The organism is Candidatus Dormiibacterota bacterium, assembly GCA_035532835.1.
In the GTDB taxonomy this organism is placed as follows: Bacteria; Vulcanimicrobiota; Vulcanimicrobiia; order Vulcanimicrobiales; family Vulcanimicrobiaceae; genus DAHUXY01.
Genome location: DATKQG010000073.1, coordinates 1 through 20,252, shown reverse-complemented (window position 1 = coordinate 20,252; position 20,252 = coordinate 1). Strand labels below are relative to the sequence as shown.

At 62.6% G+C, this 20,252-nt stretch carries 23 protein-coding genes and 1 pseudogene; 18 read left to right on the top strand and 6 right to left on the bottom strand.

Going from position 1 to position 20,252, the window contains the following annotated elements; genetic code table 11:
* On the top strand, window positions 1-288 hold a 288-nt coding region (locus VMW12_09170), incomplete at its 5' end, for a GNAT family N-acetyltransferase (protein ID HUZ49888.1).
* 10 nt (window positions 289-298) lie between these two features.
* Here the strand turns inward: VMW12_09170 and VMW12_09165 are convergent.
* Genes VMW12_09165 through rfbC form a run of 4 tightly spaced genes read right to left on the bottom strand, consistent with a single transcriptional unit; the run spans window position 299 to window position 2,913 of the window.
* Window positions 299-1,174, bottom strand: coding sequence for a polymer-forming cytoskeletal protein (locus VMW12_09165; protein HUZ49887.1), 876 nt, complete (start codon window positions 1,172-1,174; stop codon window positions 299-301).
* The gene (locus tag VMW12_09160) at window positions 1,171-1,689 is read right to left on the bottom strand and encodes a hypothetical protein (GenBank protein HUZ49886.1); all 519 of its coding nucleotides are present in this window, start codon (window positions 1,687-1,689) and stop codon (window positions 1,171-1,173) included. Before VMW12_09160 ends, VMW12_09165 begins: the two co-directional genes overlap by 4 nt.
* A gap of 4 nt (window positions 1,690-1,693) precedes the next feature.
* Window positions 1,694-2,323, bottom strand: coding sequence for a sigma-70 family RNA polymerase sigma factor (locus VMW12_09155; protein ID HUZ49885.1), 630 nt, complete (start codon window positions 2,321-2,323; stop codon window positions 1,694-1,696).
* A gap of 53 nt (window positions 2,324-2,376) precedes the next feature.
* Entirely contained in the window at window positions 2,377-2,913 is a 537-nt protein-coding gene (rfbC, locus tag VMW12_09150) for a dTDP-4-dehydrorhamnose 3,5-epimerase (GenBank protein ID HUZ49884.1), read from the bottom strand.
* A 142-nt stretch (window positions 2,914-3,055) separates the two neighbouring features.
* On the opposite strand from rfbC, the gene VMW12_09145 reads away from it, so the two are divergent.
* The 16 genes and pseudogenes from VMW12_09145 to VMW12_09070 all read left to right on the top strand — a co-directional run bounded on the left by VMW12_09145 (window position 3,056) and on the right by VMW12_09070 (window position 18,642).
* Window positions 3,056-4,297: a hypothetical protein gene (locus VMW12_09145; protein HUZ49883.1), complete on the top strand. Its 1,242-nt coding sequence runs from the start codon at window positions 3,056-3,058 to the stop codon at window positions 4,295-4,297.
* Window positions 4,297-5,163 (top strand): dTDP-4-dehydrorhamnose reductase, encoded by an 867-nt coding sequence (rfbD, locus tag VMW12_09140; GenBank protein ID HUZ49882.1) that lies wholly within the window; start codon window positions 4,297-4,299, stop codon window positions 5,161-5,163. Before VMW12_09145 ends, rfbD begins: the two co-directional genes overlap by 1 nt.
* Before the next feature lie 35 nt (window positions 5,164-5,198).
* Window positions 5,199-6,746: a lysine 5,6-aminomutase subunit alpha gene (locus tag VMW12_09135; GenBank protein ID HUZ49881.1), complete on the top strand. Its 1,548-nt coding sequence runs from the start codon at window positions 5,199-5,201 to the stop codon at window positions 6,744-6,746.
* On the top strand, window positions 6,743-7,483 hold the full coding sequence (locus tag VMW12_09130; GenBank protein HUZ49880.1) for an OAM dimerization domain-containing protein: 741 nt from the start codon (window positions 6,743-6,745) through the stop codon (window positions 7,481-7,483). Before VMW12_09135 ends, VMW12_09130 begins: the two co-directional genes overlap by 4 nt.
* Window positions 7,484-7,529: 46 nt before the next feature.
* Complete coding sequence (locus VMW12_09125; protein HUZ49879.1) at window positions 7,530-8,204, top strand: PilZ domain-containing protein; 675 nt, start codon at window positions 7,530-7,532, stop codon at window positions 8,202-8,204.
* A gap of 35 nt (window positions 8,205-8,239) precedes the next feature.
* Window positions 8,240-8,779: pseudogene (locus VMW12_09120) on the top strand (GDP-mannose 4,6-dehydratase).
* Between the two features lie 261 nt (window positions 8,780-9,040).
* On the top strand, window positions 9,041-10,261 hold the full coding sequence (locus VMW12_09115) for a GDP-mannose 4,6-dehydratase (protein HUZ49878.1): 1,221 nt from the start codon (window positions 9,041-9,043) through the stop codon (window positions 10,259-10,261).
* A gap of 6 nt (window positions 10,262-10,267) precedes the next feature.
* Complete coding sequence (locus VMW12_09110) at window positions 10,268-11,209, top strand: GDP-mannose 4,6-dehydratase (protein ID HUZ49877.1); 942 nt, start codon at window positions 10,268-10,270, stop codon at window positions 11,207-11,209.
* Between the two features lie 14 nt (window positions 11,210-11,223).
* Window positions 11,224-11,823, top strand: coding sequence for an isoprenylcysteine carboxylmethyltransferase family protein (locus tag VMW12_09105; GenBank protein HUZ49876.1), 600 nt, complete (start codon window positions 11,224-11,226; stop codon window positions 11,821-11,823).
* Window positions 11,824-11,840: 17 nt separating this feature from the next.
* The gene (locus VMW12_09100) at window positions 11,841-12,764 is read left to right on the top strand and encodes a cation diffusion facilitator family transporter (protein HUZ49875.1); all 924 of its coding nucleotides are present in this window, start codon (window positions 11,841-11,843) and stop codon (window positions 12,762-12,764) included.
* Window positions 12,765-12,838: 74 nt separating this feature from the next.
* Window positions 12,839-14,182, top strand: coding sequence for an acetyl-CoA C-acyltransferase (locus VMW12_09095; GenBank protein HUZ49874.1), 1,344 nt, complete (start codon window positions 12,839-12,841; stop codon window positions 14,180-14,182).
* 13 nt (window positions 14,183-14,195) lie between these two features.
* Window positions 14,196-15,356: an acyl-CoA dehydrogenase family protein gene (locus VMW12_09090; protein ID HUZ49873.1), complete on the top strand. Its 1,161-nt coding sequence runs from the start codon at window positions 14,196-14,198 to the stop codon at window positions 15,354-15,356.
* A gap of 372 nt (window positions 15,357-15,728) precedes the next feature.
* Window positions 15,729-16,895, top strand: coding sequence for an ADP-forming succinate--CoA ligase subunit beta (gene sucC / locus VMW12_09085; GenBank protein HUZ49872.1), 1,167 nt, complete (start codon window positions 15,729-15,731; stop codon window positions 16,893-16,895).
* Between the two features lie 4 nt (window positions 16,896-16,899).
* On the top strand, window positions 16,900-17,778 hold the full coding sequence (gene sucD / locus VMW12_09080) for a succinate--CoA ligase subunit alpha (GenBank protein HUZ49871.1): 879 nt from the start codon (window positions 16,900-16,902) through the stop codon (window positions 17,776-17,778).
* Window positions 17,779-17,920: 142 nt separating this feature from the next.
* On the top strand, window positions 17,921-18,214 hold the full coding sequence (locus VMW12_09075; GenBank protein HUZ49870.1) for a type II toxin-antitoxin system Phd/YefM family antitoxin: 294 nt from the start codon (window positions 17,921-17,923) through the stop codon (window positions 18,212-18,214).
* A complete protein-coding gene (locus tag VMW12_09070; protein HUZ49869.1) occupies window positions 18,211-18,642 on the top strand; it encodes a type II toxin-antitoxin system VapC family toxin in 432 nt (143 codons plus the stop codon). Before VMW12_09075 ends, VMW12_09070 begins: the two co-directional genes overlap by 4 nt.
* A gap of 12 nt (window positions 18,643-18,654) precedes the next feature.
* Here the strand turns inward: VMW12_09070 and VMW12_09065 are convergent, their stop codons facing one another.
* Both VMW12_09065 and VMW12_09060 read right to left on the bottom strand, forming a co-directional pair.
* Window positions 18,655-19,083, bottom strand: a complete 429-nt coding sequence (locus VMW12_09065; GenBank protein ID HUZ49868.1) for a PIN domain-containing protein — start codon at window positions 19,081-19,083, stop codon at window positions 18,655-18,657.
* A complete protein-coding gene (locus VMW12_09060) occupies window positions 19,080-19,352 on the bottom strand; it encodes an AbrB/MazE/SpoVT family DNA-binding domain-containing protein (GenBank protein HUZ49867.1) in 273 nt (90 codons plus the stop codon). Before VMW12_09060 ends, VMW12_09065 begins: the two co-directional genes overlap by 4 nt.
* 348 nt (window positions 19,353-19,700) lie before the next feature.
* Here VMW12_09060 and VMW12_09055 point away from each other — a divergent pair.
* A partial coding sequence (locus tag VMW12_09055) for a carboxypeptidase-like regulatory domain-containing protein (GenBank protein HUZ49866.1) occupies window positions 19,701-20,252 on the top strand: 552 nt, incomplete at its 3' end.

The following is a 20,252-nucleotide window of genomic DNA, read 5'->3' as shown; positions in this document are numbered from 1 at the left end:
GCATTGCGCCGGTCGCACAAACTACCTCGGCATGCCGTGCCGTCAACCCTGTTAGGACGGCTCGCGATCGACTCAGCGTTCCAGGGCCGTGGGATAGGGGCGGTGCTCCTCGTGGATGCCCTCAAGCGTTCGTACCGCGCGTCGCGCGATGTCGGTTCGGTATGCGTGATCGTTCAAGCAAAGAACGAGCGTCTAGCGGCCTATTACGAAAGCTTTGGGTTCGTCGCACTCGGTGACGAAACGCTCTATCTGGCGATAGCGATGGATACTATCGCCCGATTGATTTAGCTTTAGCCGTTTACGCCGTCGTCATTGGGGGGCCGGTGATGTCGGGGCGGGCGGTTTGCGGCGGGGGGCCGAGTGGCCCGAGGGGGCCTTGGCCGTTCACGAAGGTGAGGAGCACGGCACCTAAGCCGACGAGTCCCACCAGCACGAAGACGAGCGTTCCTACCACGGGCACCAGTTCCGCGGCCGTCAGCAGCACCAGGCCCAGAATCAGGGCGGCGAAGGGCGACGGGGTGGTGCGCGAGCTGAGGAGTTCGAACAGGCGCCGCCCGACCAGCAGCGCAAGCGCGGCTTTGCCGACGAAAACGCCGACTGCAAGTGCAACGAATTCGAGCGGAATCAGCGGGATGAGCACGATGGTAACGGCGAGCAAGATCGCCACCGGTAAAATCGCCACCCAGCCGATCAGGCCCGCCGCCACCGACAGCCCCGGATGCGCTTCAAGCCGTCCGAGCGCCATGCGCGTACGCACCGGAAAGATGAGGAAGAAGAGGAGCACGACGGCGTCCCACGCGAGGCGCCACAGCAAGCGATAATCGGGCGCATAGGCGCTTTGGAACGCGGTGTTCGGAGCCCACGGCACGACCGCGCGCGTTACGTCGCCGCCGATATTGTTGATCTGCCCGGTAACCGCGCCGCCCGGTTCGACTGTCGGGTTTCCGCCTACCACATTCAAATCACCGTTCACGGTGCCGTCGATGGTGGCGTTGCCGAAGAGCACGTTCAAATCGCCGTCCACCACTTGCCCCGGTTCGACGATCACCGATCCGAAATACGTGCCGCCGTGATAGACGCTGCGCGCGTGAGCTTGCGCCGTTCCGGTAGCGGCGAAGACGGCCGCAAAGAATGCCAGCGTTACCGCTGCAATGCTGAGAATGGACGTCTTCATGATGCCTCCAGGGGGACGAGATGCGCGACTAAGCGCGGGCGAACGTGGGTGTAAAATACGATGACGCCAAAAATCAACACGCAATCGACGGCGAGAATGGTTACCATTCCTCCAACCACCAACGGCGTCGCCGGCGCAAAGGCGTGCGCTGCGCCCGAGAGCGCGCCCAATGCATGCACGGTCGCTTCGCGCAACGATAGGGTTGCGAGCGAAGCACGCGAGCCGAACGCCCAAAAACCGGCCGAGAGCCCGATCCACGTAGCAATCAAATACATACCGAGCATTGTCCACACCGAACCGCGCGCGGCAGACGGAGCCGGAAGGCTGCGCGCCTGCGCCATCACGGCGAAGGTGAAATTCGGCGGTAATTCTTGCTTCACGGTTGTCGCCAGAAGCGCGTCGACGACGCGGAGTTCCGCAATCACGCCCGTACACGTCGCGCACTCGCGCAGGTGGTCGCGCACGCCGTGCATGCGAGGCGCAGGCAGCGTGCCCTCAACGTAGCAATCCAGCAACGGTTCACACGAGGAGCAGCGCACGGATGCCTCCTTGCGGCTTTGGTGCGGCCCGCCGATGTTCGCGCTCGTGCATCTTTTTTGCCAGGGCGATCTTGCCGCGATGGATCAGCGTTTTGACGTTGCCCAGCGAGAGCCCGAGCGTGCTCGCGATCGTGTGGTATTCCATATTGTCGAAGTAGCGCAACGCCAGTACCGTCCTCGTTCGTTCGGGGAGTTCCGCCAACGCTTCGCGCAATTCGCGCTCGGCTTCTTGGCGCAGAATGCCCCCTGCCGGGTCCGATTCGCGGGAGAGATCCGGCAACGCGGCTTCGAGCGTTTGGTCCTGCGGCAGCTCGAGCGTCGCGGGGCGGCGCTGGGCTTTGCCGAGGTGCGTCCTCACGACGTTGCGGGCGATTTGGTAGATCCAGGTCGAAAACTTCCCGAGCTGCGGGTTGAACGTCCCGAGGTGGGCATAGGCTCGCAAGAACGTCTCCTGCGAGAGGTCCGCCACGTCGGGAGCGCTCCGTACGCTCGCCCCGATGAAGTTCGCGATCCCGCGCTTGTAACGGTCCACCAAGGTCGCGAAGAGCTCGCTCTCGCCTTCCCGGATTCGCCGTACCAGAGCCTCGTCGCCCTGATCTCCGATCGCCATCTCCCTTTCGATTCGGTTCCTCTGCCCGGTTCTACTCGGCCGCGGCCCGAGTGTTACAGGTAGCCCAGCTCGCGCAGCGTGGGGTTGGCGGAGTCTTTCGGGCTCAGGAGCGGCGCCATGCCATCGAGCGGCCACCCGATCGCCAGGTCTGGGTCGTTCCAGGCGACCCCGAACTCCATCGCGGGGTCGTAGAGCGCGCTCTGTTTATAGGAAAAAATCGTATCGTCGGCTAGTGCCAGGTAGCCGTGGAGAAAGCCGGGCGGCACGTAGAGCTGGGTGCGGTTTGCCGCGTTGAGCGTGGCCCCGAACCAGTGCCGGTAGGTGGGGCTATCGCGGCGCAGATCGACGATAACGTCGTAAGCCTCGCCCGCGAGCACCTGCACCAGCTTGGCCATCCGGGGATCGGAGTGGAGGCCTCGCAGCGTTCCACGGCACGAAACCGAGATGTTGTCCTGCACGAACGCATCGTGGATTCCAGCCGCTCGGTAGCGTTCCAACGAGTAGGTTTCCATGAAAAAGCCGCGCGCATCCGCGAAGGCGCGCGGCACGAGCAGGCGCGCATCGGCCAGCGCGAGTGGTGTGACGTCCATCTCCATTGGCTTAAAACGCGATGAAGCGAGCACCTGCAGAAACGGGTACGCAGCCCGTTGCGTCGTATGGATGGGCGTGCATTCGGGTGATTCGGTCAAAGCGTCCTATCCGCGACTTTTAGCGCGGCTTAAGTCCAACGGCATGATGCAGCAAAGTGCGCTCGTGTTTGCGTCTACCATGGTGCTCAGCGTCGGGGGCTTTGTCTTCCATGCGATTGCGAGCCGTCGTTTGGGTGTGGCCGAATACGGCACGCTCTACGCTCTCATCTCCGCATTCACCCTCGCGGCGCTTCCCGCCAGTCTTTTTGCGCCGGTCATCGTACGCTTCGCTGCGGAATTTCGGGCATTGCACGATGACCGGCACATTCGTGGATTGGCGATTAGCCTCGCTCGGGGCTTCGGCGCTATCGGGATTGTGTATATCGCGATCGCGGCGATTTTTGCGCTGCCGATCGCGCATTTCTTGCACGTGCCGGCCTGGACGGTTCCGCTCGTCGGCGTGTTAGCCGCGATTGGCCTTGCCAGCGGTGCGGGGCGTTCGCTGGTTCAAGGCACGCAAAGCTTCGGCACGTTCGCGGGCTCTGCTGCAACCGAAGGCGTGATGAAGGTCGTCGGCCTCTTGGCTTTTACGGCAATCGGCTGGGGCCTCATTGGCGGAATTCTCGGCTTTATGGTCGGGGGTATCTGCGGCTTCGCTTTCGTCGGAATACGCTTGCTACGATACTATCGGCGCGTGGAACCGGCCGAGGTGCACTACGACTGGCGCAGGATTGCCGGTGCCAGCGGCGCCTCCGCTGCGATCGCCATCGCCGTCGCGTTTATCGGCTCGGCCGACGTGGTGCTGGTCAAACATTTCTTTGATCCGGCACTCGCCGGCGTGTATGCGGCGGCCTCGCTTGTCGGCAAGATTCCGCTCTATTTCGTTGGCTTTATCCCGACGGTGCTGCTACCGCAGGCGACCGACCGGCACTCGCGCGGCGAACGCACGCGCGGTGTTTTGATCGCGAGCCTCGGCATGTTTGCGGTGTTTTCTGCCGGCTCGCTCATCGTTTTCAAATTTTTCGGCGCGATCGTGCTCCACGCGTTGGTCGGGAATAAGTTCGACGCTGCGCTGGGCCTGCTGGTTCCCTACAGCGCGGCGATGATTCTGCTCGCGCTCACGAGTGCGCTCGCATCCTACGGCATCGCGACGCACCGTTTGGCGTTTTCGATACCGCTCGTGCTCGGTGCGATGGCAACGCTCGGCGCGATCGCGGTCTATCACCCTACGCTCGCAGCCGTTGCGCACATTTTGGTGGTCGGCAATGGGCTGACGGCGCTCGTTGTCGCGGGGTTTCTCGCCATCCAAGGGCTGCGCGACGATCGCGCGAGGTTGCGGGCGTAATGCGCGCGTTGCTGATCGGCGGATCGGGCCAACTCGGAACGGAGATCGCGCGCCGTTGGAGCGGTTACGACATCGTCGCGCCTTCGCATGCCGAGCTGGATCTTGAAGACGCATCTGCCTTCGAAGCGGCACTCGACCGTTCGAAACCCGGCGTCGTCGTGAATTGCGCGGCGTTCCATAACGTGGATCGCTGCACCGCCGAGCCGGAGCGCGCGTTTGCGGCCAACGCGGTTGCGGTGGGAAAGGCCGCTTCGGCTTGCAAGCAGCGCGACGTGCCGTTTGTGACGATTAGCACCGATTACGTGTTTGACGGATCGGCGAACGCGCCATACGTGGAGAGCGATGCGCCGAATCCCATCTCGGCATACGGCGTCTCGAAACTCGCCGGCGAGTATTTGGTGGCGTTGCAGCAGTCGCGTGCGCTGGTCGTGCGCACGTGCGGCGTGTACGGCGTGCGCGCGTCGTCTACGAAAGGCTACACGTTTATCGATCGCATCATCGCGCAAGCCACCGCGGGCGAAGCGATTCGCATCGTGAGCGACGTGGTCGCATCGCCGACGTATGCGGGGAATCTTGCCGAAGCGTTGCAGCGCCTCGTAAGCGCCGGTGCGACCGGGCTGTATCACGTGGCAAACGCCGGCCCCGTGAGTTGGTACGATTTCGCGGCGGAGGCGCTGCGCCAAGCCGGCATCGCGCACCCCATCGAGCCCATTTCGGCATCCGAGTGGAAGAGCGAAACGCGCCGTCCCGCATTTTCGGCACTCGCCAGCGAGCGGCTGGGCGCGCTCCACCTCACGATGCCAACCTGGCGCGACGGCATCGCTGCATACCTCTCCGATAAACGCACGTGCGACCGGGGCGGTTGAGGAAAGTGGGCGTTTTTCCCTAACATAGTAAGGCTATGGAACTTCGGATCGATCCTTCCACCGTGGATCGCTGCCGAGCGTTGGCGCGTGCCATCGTCTCGCCGGTGAGCGACTTTATTGCCGCCCATTCCACCGTCGCGGTCGAGCGGTCGGTCCTCCGGCTCCTCGGGGTAGACGGCGTGGGCGCCGACGAGATCCCCGTCCCGAACCTCATCCTCGATGGGCTCAGCGCCCAGGATCGCTCGCGCGGGGTTGCCCTGGCTTTCGGGCGAGGCCTCGCGGAGACCGGGCTGGACCCGGCAGCGTTGGGCGCCGCCATCGCCGCGGGCACCGTGCGGCTAGCCGATTTTGCGGACGTGCCCGAAGCGGCGGCCCGCGGCGTGCTCGCGCCCTTCGTCGCCGCCTCGCTTGCCCGAATCCGCGAGCGCCGCGCCGAGCGAGCCGAGCGGCTCGAACGGTTGCCGCAGTTACCGCCGCCGTTGCTGTACGTTATCGTCGCGAGCGGGAACATCTACGAAGATCGCACTGCGGCGGTCGCCGCGGCCGAAGCCGGCGCGCAGATTATCGCGGTGATTCGCTCCACCGGCCAGTCGTTGCTCGATTTCGTGCCGTTCGGCCCGACCACCGAAGGCTTCGGCGGCACCTACGCGACGCAAGAGAATTTCCGCATCATGCGCGAGGCGCTCGACGAGGCGGGCGAGCGCGAAGGCCGCTACATCATGCTCACCAACTACGCGAGCGGCTTGTGCATGCCCGAGATCGCGACGATGGCCGCCATCGAGCGGCTCGATATGCTGCTCAACGATTCGATGTACGGCATTCTGTTTCGCGATATCAACATGAAGCGGACGTTCGTGGATCAGCACTTTAGCCGCATGCTCAATGCGTACTCGGGCATCATCATCAATACCGGCGAAGATAATTACCTCACCACCGCCGATGCGGTCGAACAAGCTCCGGCCGTGCTCGCATCGCAATTCATCAACGAGGCGTTCGCGCACCGCGCCGGTATGCCCGATCGGCAGATCGGCTTGGGTGATGCCTACGAGATTAGCCCCGATCTCGAGGACGGCTTCCTCTACCAGGTTGCGCAAGCGCAGCTCACGCGGCAAATTTTCCCGGATGCGCCGTTGAAATATATGCCGCCCACCAAACACATGACCGGCGATATTTTCAAAGGGCATCTGATCGATGCGATGTTCAATCTCACCTCGGTGATGACCAAGCAGACGATCCATCTGTGCGGCATGCTCACCGAAGCGATCCATACACCGTTCCTCGGCGATCGCGTGCTGGCGATCGAAAACGCGCAGTACGTGATGAATACCGCCCGGCATTTCGGCGACGAGATTCAGTTCAAGCCCGACGGCATCATCGAACGGCGCGCGCAGAGCGTGTTGACGGGCTGCGATGCGCTGCTCGAACGCGTCGCCGAGATCGGCTTGATGAGCGCGATCGAGGCCGCGCTGTTCGCCGACGTCAAACGCCCGCCCGACGGCGGCCGCGGTTTCGAGGGCGTCTTCGAACGCGCGCCCGAGTACTGGAATCCGTTTGAAGAAGCGCTGCAAGGGGTGACGGTATGAGCCGGATTCGGCCGTACGGCGATGCCACCGACGACGGCAAAGTCCAGCTCTCGTTCACGCTCCCGGTCGAATGGAGCGAGGCTGCCGATGAGGCCGCGCGTCAACTGGTCGGAAAAATGGGCTTTACCGACGTCCAGGTGGTAGAGGGGCGACGCATCGCCAAGGGCTTTTCATTCTTCGTCGTCTACGCGAGCACGGCGCAATCGATCGATTTTTCCACCATCAAAGCGCCGTCTGCGAAAGAGCACGCGATGTCGATGGACGAGGTTGATACCTACGTCCAGGAGTCGCTGGGTCGCAAAATTCGCATCGCCGGGGCGTGCATCGGGACCGACGCCCATACCGTCGGTATCGACGCCATCCTGAATATGAAGGGCTACAAAGGCGACTACGGCCTGGAGCGTTACCATTCGTTCGAGACGTTCAACCTGGGCAGCCAAGTCGCGGTGGAAGACTTCGTGAAATTCGCCAAGGAGCACGAGGTCGATGCACTCCTCGCCTCGCAGGTGGTGACCCAAAAGGGCAGCGACGTGAAAAACTTCACGGCGCTCGCGGAATTGCTCGAAGCCGAACGGCTGCGCGACCGCGTCGTCCTGATCTGCGGCGGCCCGCGCGTGACCAATCTCATGGCGAGCGAACTCGGATACGACGCCGGCTTTGGACGAGGGACCTTGCCCAGCGAAGTCGCGGCCTTCGTGGCCGTCACGCTCGCTAACCGGCGCGTCGCGGCGCGCTAAGGCGCCTGCATGGTTCCCCGGGCCCCGCGGCCAATAGGTCGGCAACGTGCTAAGTGACCTTCTTGGTTGGTTCACCGGCAAGGATGCCAATCGCCGCAAGTATCCGCGCAAGCGCAAGCCGTACCGTGCGACGGTGTCGGTGGATGGCGGGCTTACGCAAAAACCCGCGATCGGCTTGGACATCAGCGGTGGCGGCCTGTGCATCCTCACGCAGGAGCCGGTCGGCCGGGACGAATTCGAAGTCCGCGCCACCATCGAGACGCGCGTCCTACGCATGCGCGCACGATCCGTTTGGCAAGATACCGTTTCGCATCAGGGCAAATCGGTCTGGCGGTACGGGATGCGCTTCACCGGTATCACCGCCGACGATTGGGACGCGATTATCCGCTTTACCACCGATAAACCGGTAGCCGAAAACAATAAGGCGCAGGACGAGCTAGTAACGGTGCGCATGACGCCCGACGACGCGAATCGCCTGCTGCCGACCAACCTGCAGAAACGTTTGCTCGCGATGCTGGTCGAACGCCGGCGGTTGGCCCCGCTCGATCCGTCGGTGACCCCGCTGGTGCAGTATTTCTACTCCGGTGTCGTGCGCCACGAGAACGAACTGGTCCATCGCTTGACGATTCAATCCAAAGTCGTCGGGCCCGAGGGCGCCGAAATGTACGAGACGCGGTTCGTCTTCGACGATCGCGGCGACACCGTGCAGATGCTCAACTAACGTTTAAATTTTACCCACGTCATAGAAGGCCGTTCATGCAGAAGACCGCGCTCATCACCGGGATCACCGGGCAAGATGGATCTTATCTTGCCGAACTCTTGCTCGCGCAGGGCTATCGCGTCGTCGGCATGACGCGCCGCACGTCCACCGACGTGCACGAGCGCATCCAGCACCTCGTCGAGGATATCGAGATCGTATCGGGCGATTTGCTCGACCAAACGTCGATCACGAAAATCGTGCACACGATCCGGCCGGACGAGGTCTACAATCTCGCTGCTCAATCGTTCGTGCCGACGTCGTGGGACCAGCCGGTGCTCACGGGCGAGTTCACGGCGCTCGGCGCGACGCGCGTGCTCGAAGCCGTGCGCGCCGTCGATCCGGCGATTCGCTTCTACCAAGCCTCCAGCTCCGAGATGTTCGGCAAAGTCACCGAGGTGCCGCAGCGCGAAACGACCCCGTTCTATCCGCGCAGCCCCTACGGCGTCGCGAAAGTCTATGGCCACTGGATCACGGTCAATTACCGCGAATCGTACGACATGTTCGCGTGCAGCGGCATCCTTTTCAATCACGAGTCGGTACCGGCTCAGACGCCGCTCATCATCCGGCGCGGCAATATCATTGACATCGTTGCAATCGGTGATATCGTGCACGTTCGGGAGAAGGGCCCGAACGTACAGCGCTTCGATACCCTAAACGATATCGAGGTCTGGGACGGACGCGATTTCGTCCGCGTGCTCGGAGCCACGGCATACCGGCATCGTCCCGTCGTTGCCAATAAGGGTGTTCGACGCGTCGAAGCGCGCTGCGGATCGGTGACTCTGACGGCCGATCATGTGATGTTTCTGGACGAAGAAGAGCGCGCTGCCAAGGATGTTACGACAGGCGACAAGATGCTCCGCGGGTCCCTTCCCGATGCGCCGGCGTTTTCGAACCCCACGCTTGAATTTGCGTGGATGCTCGGTGCATTTGTTGGTGACGGGTCGGCGTATATATCGGACGGACACGTTCGCGGGAGATTTACGAACTCAAATCCTACACTACGCGGCTACTTCGCTGGGGTGTGGGAGAGACAAACACTAGGGTCGACATCGTATAGTGCTACGACATCGGGCTTCGTCGAGGGCCGCATCGTTGGTGCTCTGGCCCTCAATGGCGCGCCGCGCTTTCTGGAGTGGCTACGCGAAGAATGCTATACACAAGAAGGGTTTAAGTGCGTTCCGCGGATCGTTCTGAATGGCGACCAAGCGGTGTGGCGCGCGTTTCTTGAAGGCTACAACGCAACCGATGGCCTTAAGGCGGGCAACGCGACGTATCGCTACAAGAATTTCAAAACGAATTCGCAAGTGCTTGCGATGGGACTGTGGTGGATGGCGAGCAAGGCGCTCGGCCAAGAGCTTGTCCTCAACGTCGAGGAGGGGCCTGCGGCGCGCCCGGGGCCGTTCTACTCGATCAATCTTCGCTCGCCGAATCCGCAGGGGGCTAAGGGCGCGCACCTTCGCAAGGATCTGCGAGAGGTCAAGCGTATTGTCGAAGCACCCAATTTCGAAGGCTGGCTCTACGACCTCACCACGGAAACGGAGCGCTTTCATGCGGGCGTTGGAGAACTGGTTATCCATAACTCCCCGCGTCGAGGCAAGGAATTTGTGACGCGCAAAATTACCGACGGCGTTGCGCGGATCAAGCTTGGGCTTGCGAAAGAGCTGCGATTGGGCAATCTCGACGCGAAGCGCGATTGGGGCTTTGCGGGCGACTACGTGCGCGCGATGTGGCTCATGTTGCAGCAGGGGCATCCCGACGACTATGTGATCGCGACCGGTCGCACGCACAAAGTCAGCGAGTTCGTGCGCATCGCCTTTGAAGCTGCCGGTTTGGGCTCGTACGAGCCATACGTCGTCACCGATCCCCGATTCGTGCGCCCGGCCGAAGTGGATTTGTTGATCGGCGACCCCTCGAAGGCCAAGCGCGATCTCGGATGGGAGCCCGAAGTTTCGTTCGAGGATTTGGTCGCGATGATGGTCGCGGCGGATATCGACCGCGTCGCCGCCGCGCACCGTTAGGCGGCCGTGCGCGCGCTGGTAACGGGGGCGGGGGGATTTGTCGGCCATTACGTGGTCGAAGCGTTACGCGCGCGCGGCGACGACGTCTTCCCGTACGGCGGCCCGCACGACGAAAAAGAACCGGCGCGCGTGGACGCGCGCGACGAAGAAGCCCTGCTCGCGATGCTACATGCGACGCGGCCCAATCTCATCGTGCATTTGGCGGCGCAAGCCTTCGTGCCGGAATCGATTGCGGCACCGCTCGAAACCTACGAAATCAACACCCTCGGTACCGCGCGCCTAGCCCAGGCGATTCGCTCGTACGTGGACGCCGGAAATCCGATGCCGCGTTTGCTGTTTACCAGCTCGGCCGAGGTCTACGGCAAACGTGACGGCAGCGACTTCCCCTTGCGGGAAACGCTCGCCACCAATCCGTCCAATCCGTACGCCGCCAGCAAAGCCGCGGCCGAGTCGATCTTGCTCGGAGAAGTGCACGGGTTCGGTCTCGACGCGGTGATCGTGCGCTCGTTCAATCACATCGGCCCGGGCCAAAGCGACCGTTTCGTCATCCCGAGCTTCGCATCGCAACTCGCCCGCATCGCCGCCGGTGGCGAGCAGATTCTCTGGGTGGGAAACCTCGATGCGCGACGGGATTTTCTCGACGTGCGCGATGTGGTTGCGGCATATTTGGCCCTGGCGGAGCGCGGCACGTCCGGCGAAATCTACAACGTCTGCAGCGGCGTGGCGCGAACGATCCGCGATGCGCTCCGCGAGCTGATCATCGCCGCTCGCGTTCCGGTGGAAGTGCGCGAGGATCCGGAGCGAATGCGCCCCTCGGACGTGCCGCTCTTCGTCGGCGATGCGTCCAAACTGCGCGCCGCGACGGGCTGGGAGCCGAGCGTGCCGTTCAAACAGTCAATTCGCGATATCTACGCGGCCGCGGCGGGAAATACGCAGAATCGCTCGTAAGACAAGGCCCTCTTATGCCAGATCCACGCATCGAAGAACTCCAGGCGCTCGTCTTCAAAAATCGCGGCGCCCTCCTTTCGGTCCCGGCCGCGCTGCTCGCGGCGTTCGGCAAACCTAGCGCGTTCAGCGTCGCAGCGGGCCTCCCGCTCGCCCTTGCAGGCGAATTGATTCGCTGCTGGGCGGTCGGCTATTCGGGCGTCACGACGCGCGGCAACGTGGTCGAAGCGCCCAAACTCGTTACTGCCGGGCCGTATGCGTACGTGCGTAACCCCCTCTACGTCGGCAACTTCATCACGGCGCTCGGATTTGCGATCGCGTTCACCGGCAAGAATTCTCCCACCACCAAGGTTGCATTGGTCGGGGGTTCGCTCGCGGCGATGGCCGCCGTGTACGCGACCATCATTCCGCACGAGGAACAATTTCTGCGCTCGCAATTCGGCGACGAATTCGACCAGTATTGCGAGCAGGTTCCACCGCTGATTCCGCTGGCGGAGCCCGCGGCCGAGCAGGCCGGCGAGTGGACGCCCAGCGTCATCAAAGACGCCGAAAGCAAAACCTTCGCGACGTTCGGCGCGATGCTCGTGTTGCTCGCGCTCAAGGCGCTCAAAGCCTAAGGCGTGCGTTGCCGGCGATGACCGCGCGCACGCGCCTGTTCGTCGCGTTACTGCTGGCGGTTTCGGTCGCGGCATTCGAGTTCTGGGGCGGAGCGGCCGCGCATAGCCTCGCGCTCACCACCGATGCCGTCCACGTCTGCATGGATGTCTTCGCGCTCGCGCTGGCGCTGGTTGCGACGGTCGGCGCCGCCATGCCGGCCGACCGGCGGCGCACGTTCGGCTACGGCCGCATCGAGGTGCTCGCCGCGCTCGCGAACGGGACCATACTCCTGTGCGCGACGGTTTTTATCGTGTACGAAGCGGTGCAGCGATTCGGGGCGCCGCTTGCGTCGCACGGGTGGCTCATGACGGCGGTGGCCTTCGTCGGACTGGTCGTTAACGGCGGCGTCGGATTTTTGCTGGCCGGCTCGCACGCGGGCCACGATCACGGCGCGCACGGAAACGATGTCGATCTCAACGTGCAAGCCGCGCTCTTCCATGTGGTCGGCGATGCGATCGGTGCCGGGGCGGTGATTATCGGCGGCATCGTTATCGCATTCACGCACGCTGCCTGGATCGATCCGGCGCTTTCGATGTTCGTCGCGCTGGTGATCGTCGTCGGCATCGCGCGGGTCCTGCGCGATGCGACCGGCGTGTTGCTGGAAGGGACGCCGCGCGGGCTCGATATCGACGACGTCGATCGCAGCATTCGCGGGTTAGACGGCGTCGCCGGCGTCCACGATTTGCACGTGTGGTCGATCGCGTCGGGCTCGCGCGCGCTCTCCGCGCACGTATTGCTCGACGACCGGCGCCTGAGCGAAGCGACCAGCGTCTTGCGCGCGTTACGCGGCGAGCTCGAGCGGCGTTTCGATATTGCGCACGTCACCGTGCAGTTCGAATGCGAACACTGCGACCCGGAGGGCGTGATCATCTGCGTTCCCGGGGGCGCCGAGCGCGGCTGAACGCGCTTTTTACATACCATAAAAGTCGCACTCGCTAGGTAGCGATTGCAGCCCGGGCGAACCCGTTTCAGGTTATGAATCCCATGAACTCGCAAACCGTCGTCCTTTCAACCGCTCGCACGCCGTTCGGCAAGCTGGGTGGGGCCTTGGCTCCGCTCAACGCGACCACGCTCGGGGCCGTCGCGCTGGTGGCCGCGTTGCGCCGCGCGGGCCTGGACCCGTCCGAGATCGAGCACGTGCTCTTCGGCGAGGTGCTCCAAGCCGGCGTCGGCCAAAACCCGGCGCGCCAGGTGCTGTTCAAATCCGGGCTGGCCAAGACCGTCACCGCCGAAACGCTGAACAAAGTCTGCGCATCGGGGATGCTCGCGGTCGCGAACGGCATGCGGCTGATCAATACCGGCGCGAATAACGTGGTGGCCGCCGGCGGCATGGAATCGATGTCGAATGCGCCGTACCTGCTCAAGGAAGCGCGCAGCGGTTATCGCTTCGGCGACGGCACGCTTATCGATGCGATGATCCACGACGGTTTGTGGGACCAATACTTTCCGATGACGATGGCGCAACAGGGCACCAAAGTTGCGAACGAAACGAAGATGACGCGCGAAGAGCAAGACGCATTCGCATACGAAAGCCATCACCGCGCTGCGGCCGCCCACGATGCCGGCAACTTCGCCGACGAAATCGTCGCGGTGAAAGTTGCGACCAAAGCCAAAGGCAAAGTCGTACTCGGCGAACTTCCGCAAACCGGTAAGGTGCGCGTTCCGGCTGCGGTCGGCGGCGGCGAGAATCGCGTCTGGAACCACGAGCCGTCGGCCGAATTTACGCTGGATTATGCCGCCTACGCGCCGTTCGTTACCGGCGACGTACCGTTCGCGCTTGTCGATCGCGACGAAGCGGTGCGCCTGGACGCGAGCATCGAATCGATGGCCAAGCTCAAGCCGCTCGAGCGCGACGGCACGATTACCGCCGCCAACGCGCCGGGCGTCAACGACGGCGCCGCCGCGCTGATCCTCGCGAATGCGGCGTATGCAAAAGAACGCGGTTACGAAGCGCTCGCGACCGTCGTCGATCACGCGACGGTGGGTTGGGATTCGCCGTACATCTGCTTCACGCCGGCGATGGCCGCGCAGAAGTTGATGGATCGCCACGGCCTCACGCAGCGTGACATCCACGTCTGGGAAATCAACGAAGCGTTCTCTACCGTCGCGATTGCCTCGGCGCGAAATCTCGGCTTGAACGCGAGCGACATCAATCGGTTCGGCGGCGCGGTCGCGATGGGCCATCCGATCGGCGCTTCCGGCGCGCGCATCGTCGGCACGCTGATCAATCAGCTCCGTAAGCGCGGCGGGGGCCTCGGCATCGCCTCCATCTGCTCCGGCGGCGGCCAGGGCGATGCGATTCTGGTTCGCGTCGAATAGCGCGAACCGGGAAATGATCGATACGCAAAGCCGCGCGCAATTCGAACTCACGGGCGACCAGCGCCAGATTGCCGCGCTCGCGGCCGAATTCGCCCAAGGCGAAATCGCGCCGTTTATCGCGCAATGGGATCGCGACCACACCTTTCCGCGAGAACTCTACGGCAAGCTGGCGCAGGTCGGGATCATGGGCATTATCGTGCCCGAATCCTACGGCGGCGTCGGTGCGGATTACGTTTCGTACGCGCTCGCGGTCGAAGAGCTGGCGCGTATCGATGCGGGCACGGCGACAACGGTTTCCGTGCACTCGATGATCTGTTCCGCGATTCTGCGCCTGGGCAGCGATGCGCAGAAGCAGCATTGGCTGCCGAAGCTCGTGGCCGGAGGCATCGGCGGATTCGCGTTGACCGAGCCCGACGCCGGCTCCGATGCGGCCGCGATTCGCGCCAGCGCGAAGCGCGTCGACGCAGGCTACCTGCTGAACGGGCGCAAGCAATGGTGCACGAACGGCAGCGTTGCCGATGTGATGATGGCGATGTTTCGCACGGGCGGCTCCGGAGCGAAGGGCGTAAGCGCGTTTCTCGTCGATAGCGCGACGCCGGGAATCGCCGTCGAGCGGATAACCGAAAAGCTCGGCATTCACACCAGCAATACGTGCGATCTGGCCTTCGACGATGCGCGCGTCGGCGACGATGCGCTGCTCGGCGCCTCGGGCGACGGTTTCGGTAACGCGATGACGGCGCTCGCGAGCGGCCGCATCGGCATCGCCGCGCAAGCCACCGGCATCCTCGCGGGATGCCTCGACCAATCGGTGGCCTTCGCGAAACAGCGCAGCGCGTTCGGGAAACCGATCGGTGCCTACGAAGGCATCTCGTTCAAAATCGCGCAGATGGCGACCGATCTCGACGCATCGCGGTTGCTGGTGTACCGCGCGGCCGCACTCGCCGATGCGGGCAAGCCGTTCCTCATCGAAGCCAGCAAGGCGAAACTCTTCGCATCGACCGCAGCCCGCAAGCACGCATCCGAAGCGCTGCAGATTCACGGCGGCTACGGCTACACGACCGAGTTCCCCATCGAACGCTTCTACCGGGACGCCAAAATCACCGAAATCTACGAAGGCACCTCGGAGATCCAACAACTCATCATCGCCCGCTCGATCCTCGGAAAACTCGCCTAGTGCGAAACACAACAAAGGGCCGCTCCCATAAAGGAACGACCCCAAGGTGACGGCCGAACTACCGTATTCACGCTATCACGAGTTCGGTCGGCAGAGCAATGCATAATACGAAACCGGACCGCTCCGTAAGAGGAGCGATCCGGCATCGATGTCGTGGCCGGTATGTCACCCCGCGCCACGAACATCATACCACGGTCCTGCAAAGTGCCGAACGGTGGACTGGAGCGTGCGGGGATCGAACCCGCAACGGCGCGGGGTGACAAACCGACCGTCGACACCATCGAAACGCCCCAGCGTGGGCTCATTCCCTCGTTCGTGCCGCGATAGCAAGGGGCACGGGCGATATCTAAACGGAGAGAAATACGCACCAGCATGAACCTCATGGAGTATCAGGGTAAAGAACTGTTCCGCCGTTGCGGCATTCCGGTACCGCGCTCGCAGCATTGCAATACGCCCGACGAAGTCGCGGCGTTCATTGAAAAGAACCCCGGCAAATGGGTCATCAAAGCGCAGGTGCTGATGGGCGGCCGCGGCAAGGCCGGCAAGATTAAGTTCGCCACCAACGCCGCCGAAGGCAAAGCCGCGGCGGCCGAGATTATGGCGACGCCGATGCCGCCGAACCGCCAGAATCCGAACGGCGAACCGATCCACTCCGTGCTGGTTGAAGAAACGCTCGATATCGCGCTCGAGGCGTATTGCGCGATCGCGATCGATCGCGCGACGAAGCGTCCGGTGGTGATGGTGAGCAAATTCGGCGGCATGGATATCGAAGAAGTCGCCGACCATCATCCCGAATCGATCGCGAAATACTTCTGCGATACCGCCATCGGCTACTCGCCGTTCATCGGCCGCGAACTTGCGTTTACGTCGGAGCTCGATCCCGGCTTTCGCAAACAATTCCCCTCGATCGTCGCCGGCATCTACGAACTGTTCTTCACCTACGGTGCGAAGCTGGTCGAAATCAATCCGCTCGCGTTGACGAAGGACGGCAAGGTCGTTGCCTCCGATGCCAAGATCGAACTCGACGACGACGCGCTCTACAAGAACCCCGAATTCAAAGAGTGGCAGAAGGTGTTGCCGCTCGACGAAGACGAGACGCTCGCCACGCAAGCCGGCCTGGGCATTCGCAACTTCCGCCGCTTCGGCGGAACGGTCGGCACGATGGCCAACGGCGCGGGCCTGGCGATGGGCACGATGGATGCGGTGAAAAACGCTGGCGGCGAAATCGCAAACTTCCTCGATATCGGCGGCGGCGCCAACGCGGAACGCGTGCGCAACTGCTACGAACTCGTCGTCAATCACACGCCCGCGAAAGTGTTCTTTGTGAACATCTTCGGCGGCATTACGCGCGGCGACGAAGTTGCGAAGGGCATCGTCGAGGCGTTGGCCACGACGAAGTCGCGCAAAATTCCGCTGGTCATTCGCTTGACCGGCACCAACGAAAAAGAAGGCCGCGAGATTCTCGCCAAAGCGGGCATGACGCCGGTCGAAACCATGGATGAAGGCGCGAAGCGCGCCGTTGAATTGGCGGGAGCATAATACGATGTCGATCTATCTCGATAAAAACAGCAAGGTTATCGTTCAAGGCATCACCGGTGCCGAGGGTTCGTACCACACGGGGCGTATGCTCGCGTACGGCACCAACATCGTCGGCGGCGTGACGCCCGGCAAGGGCGGCCAAAAAACCAGCCACGGCCTCCCCGTCTTCGATACGGTGAAAGCCGCCGTCGAGGCGACCGGCGCGACCCATACCTGCATCTTCGTGCCGCCGCCGTTTGCGGCCGACGCGCTCTACGAAGCCTACGAAGCCGGCATTACGCTCGCCGTCTGCATCACCGAAGGCGTCCCGGTGCACGACGTGCTCAAGGTCGTCGGCGCGACGCCCGGCATGCGCATCATCGGCCCGAATTGCCCCGGCCTCATCTCACCCGGCAAGGCCTCGATCGGCATCATGCCCGGCCACGTGTTTAAGGAAGGCAACGTCGGCCTCATCTCGCGCTCGGGCACGCTAACGTACGAAGTCGTCGACGGCCTCACCCGCGCGGGCCTGGGCCAGTCCACCTGCGTCGGCATCGGCGGCGACCCGATCATCGGCACCACGTTCGTCGACTGTCTGCGCGAATTCGCGAACGATCCGCAGACCCAAGCCGTGGTCGTCTGCGGCGAAATCGGCGGTTCGGATGAAGAAGACGCCGCCGCGTTTATTGCCGAGCATATGTCCGGCACCCCGATCGTGGCCTTCATCGGTGGCCGCAACGCCCCGCCCGGAAAATCGCTCGGCCACGCCGGGGCGATCATCTCCGGCAAATTCGGCACCCCGCAGAGCAAGATCGATGCTTTCAAGGCGGCCGGAGTGCCGGTGGCGGAGCGCCCCTCGGAGATCCCGCAGCTCCTCGCAGCCAGGATGGCCGCGACGGTCTAGCGCCCCCGCGCTAGGGCTATCCCAGCGCTCGATTGGCGGGTTCCGGAAAGCGTCTTCCGGAGCCCGCGCTACCGACTCCAGACCGGGGCGGGTCTTGATCGGATGGCAGGCAAACGATATAGTCAGACTAGGTCAGACTATAATGAAAAAAAACGAGCAGAAGCGACTTGCCGGTGAACCTCATCGAAGAACGTCCCCCTGGACGCTGACTGAGGCCAAGGCAAAATTCAGTGCCCTCGTGGATCGTGCTATAAGCGGCGAGCCCCAACGTGTGCTGCGCAATGGTCGCGAGGAAGTCGTCGTCGTCGATGCGGCTACATTCGATGTGCTCGCGAAGCCGAAACGATCGCTGGTTGAATTATTCTCGGCGCTTCGCGGGGTCGACATCGATCTCGAGCGCGTGGAAGATGATACGCGTGAGGTCCCCGGATTTTGAGCGGTTTTCTCCTCGATACGTGCGTGTTGTCGGAGTTCAAGAAACCGCTACCGGATCTCGGTTTGTATTCGTGGCTTGCGAGCGTGGATACAGCACTCGCATTTATTAGCGCGATTACGCTGGGCGAACTGCGATACGGAATACACCTATTGCCGAATTCCTCGAAGCGGCGTGAACTCGAGCGATGGCTGGTCTCCGAGGTGATGCTAGATTTTGCCGGCCGTATACTACCGGTAGATTCTGAAGTCGCGGATCGCTGGGGAAGGATCCGGGCCCACGCGCGTTTGCTAGGGAACACGATTCCACCGGTGGACGGAATGCTCGCCGCCACTGCGTTGCATCGAAATCTCACGATCGTGACACGAAACGAAGCCCATTTCTTAATGGCCGACGCATCCGTGCTCAACCCTTGGAATGGCAGCGGCTGAAGAGACGATAGCTTACGGCGGCGCTTGGATCTGTTCTCCCAATGTCGGCCATGTTTGCCGAAAATGCGTGACATTCCAGGTATAGATCGCACTCGCGCGCGCCTTTACAGCGCATGCGATCAATAGCGCGTCGTAAATCGTTCCGCCCGAGACGCCAACCGATGCAGCGCGTGCGATTTCGTCAAAATACTCCTGCGGATCCAGAGCGACGAGGGTAAGCCGCTCGCGCACATTTTCGAGCAGCATCAGGGCTTGATCGCGCGTGAGGCGTTGTCGTCGCGGCAAGCCGGTAGCAATGGCATAGAGTTCGGCTAGGCTGTGGGCCGCGCAGCAGCCGGTCTTCCTGGTCGAGCGACTGAATGCGCGCAAGCTCGCGACGTGATGCTCGTGATCTTCGATAAATGCTGCGAATAGGACCGAGGTGTCGAAGAAACTCGTCACTCGTCGGCACCCGACCGCGCGCGCTTCTCGCGCCCTTGCCGGAGCGCGTCGAGTCCCGCTTGCGCGGATTCCGCCGTCAACGGCTCTCCGCTGCGAAACACATACACTCCATCTTTCGTCCGCATCGCAACGTGCGCTGCCGCCGGACGTAGCGTCACGCCGTTGGCGCTGCGCTCCAGATCGAGCGAATCGCCGGGCATTAGTTGGAGCTCGTCACGCACGGCTTTCGGGAGTACGATTCGTCCCGCGCCATCTATTCGTACCTGCATGGTAATTAAGTGTACCATTTTTAAATGCCATCCTGCATTGGTATTTTAGCAATATGGGCCCCCTCGGGCACCTATCCCTCGCTTCTGTAGGCCGAGAAAGCGACTGGTCTAAACGGCTCAAAGGCCCTCGCAGCGCGAGGGCCTTTTGCTGTTCCTGGGGACCCCCTGTGTTTCTTAAAGCCATATAAAGGAGCCTACGTTTGTCGGGAGAAGCTGCCTCATGTGTTCTGGGTGTGATCCCTTAGGCTTATTGCGCCTTGGGGTCACTTCATAGGCACACTACTCCACAACAATTGAGGGCAAGTAATGAATCCGAAACGAACCCTCCGTCGTGTAGGCGTAGCCCTGATGCTGCTAGTGGCGTTCCTGTTCCAGGGAACATGGGCACTGGCCGGGACCACCGGCGGCATCTCCGGCTACGTACGCGAAACCAGCGGAGCCCCGGTTGCTGACGCAACCTTAAAGGCGGTCTCCCCATCTGGCGTCGCTACCTCACGTACGGACGCGACGGGACACTTTAACTTCCTGTCCCTGTCACCAGATACGTATACCATCACCGTTTCGAAAGAAGGCTTTGCCGACGAGTCCGTTCCGGGCGTCGTCGTGTTTGCCGACCAAACGCAAACGGTCAATATCACGCAAGATAAGAAACTCGCGACGATTGCGCGCGTGAGGTCGGTTTCGGCCGGCTCGCTCGTGAAATCGGGCGTCACCGCAGACCAGTACTCTGTCGATTCGAAAACGATCGGCAAAGTCGCTGCGCTCGGCGGCGGCGGCAACCTCGATAGCGCATACTCGGCGATCGCATCGGTCCCGGGCGTGAACGTTCCGATCGGTGGATCCGGCTGGAACAACAACGTTGCGTACATTCGTGGTTCGCAGTCGTTCTTCACCAGCTAC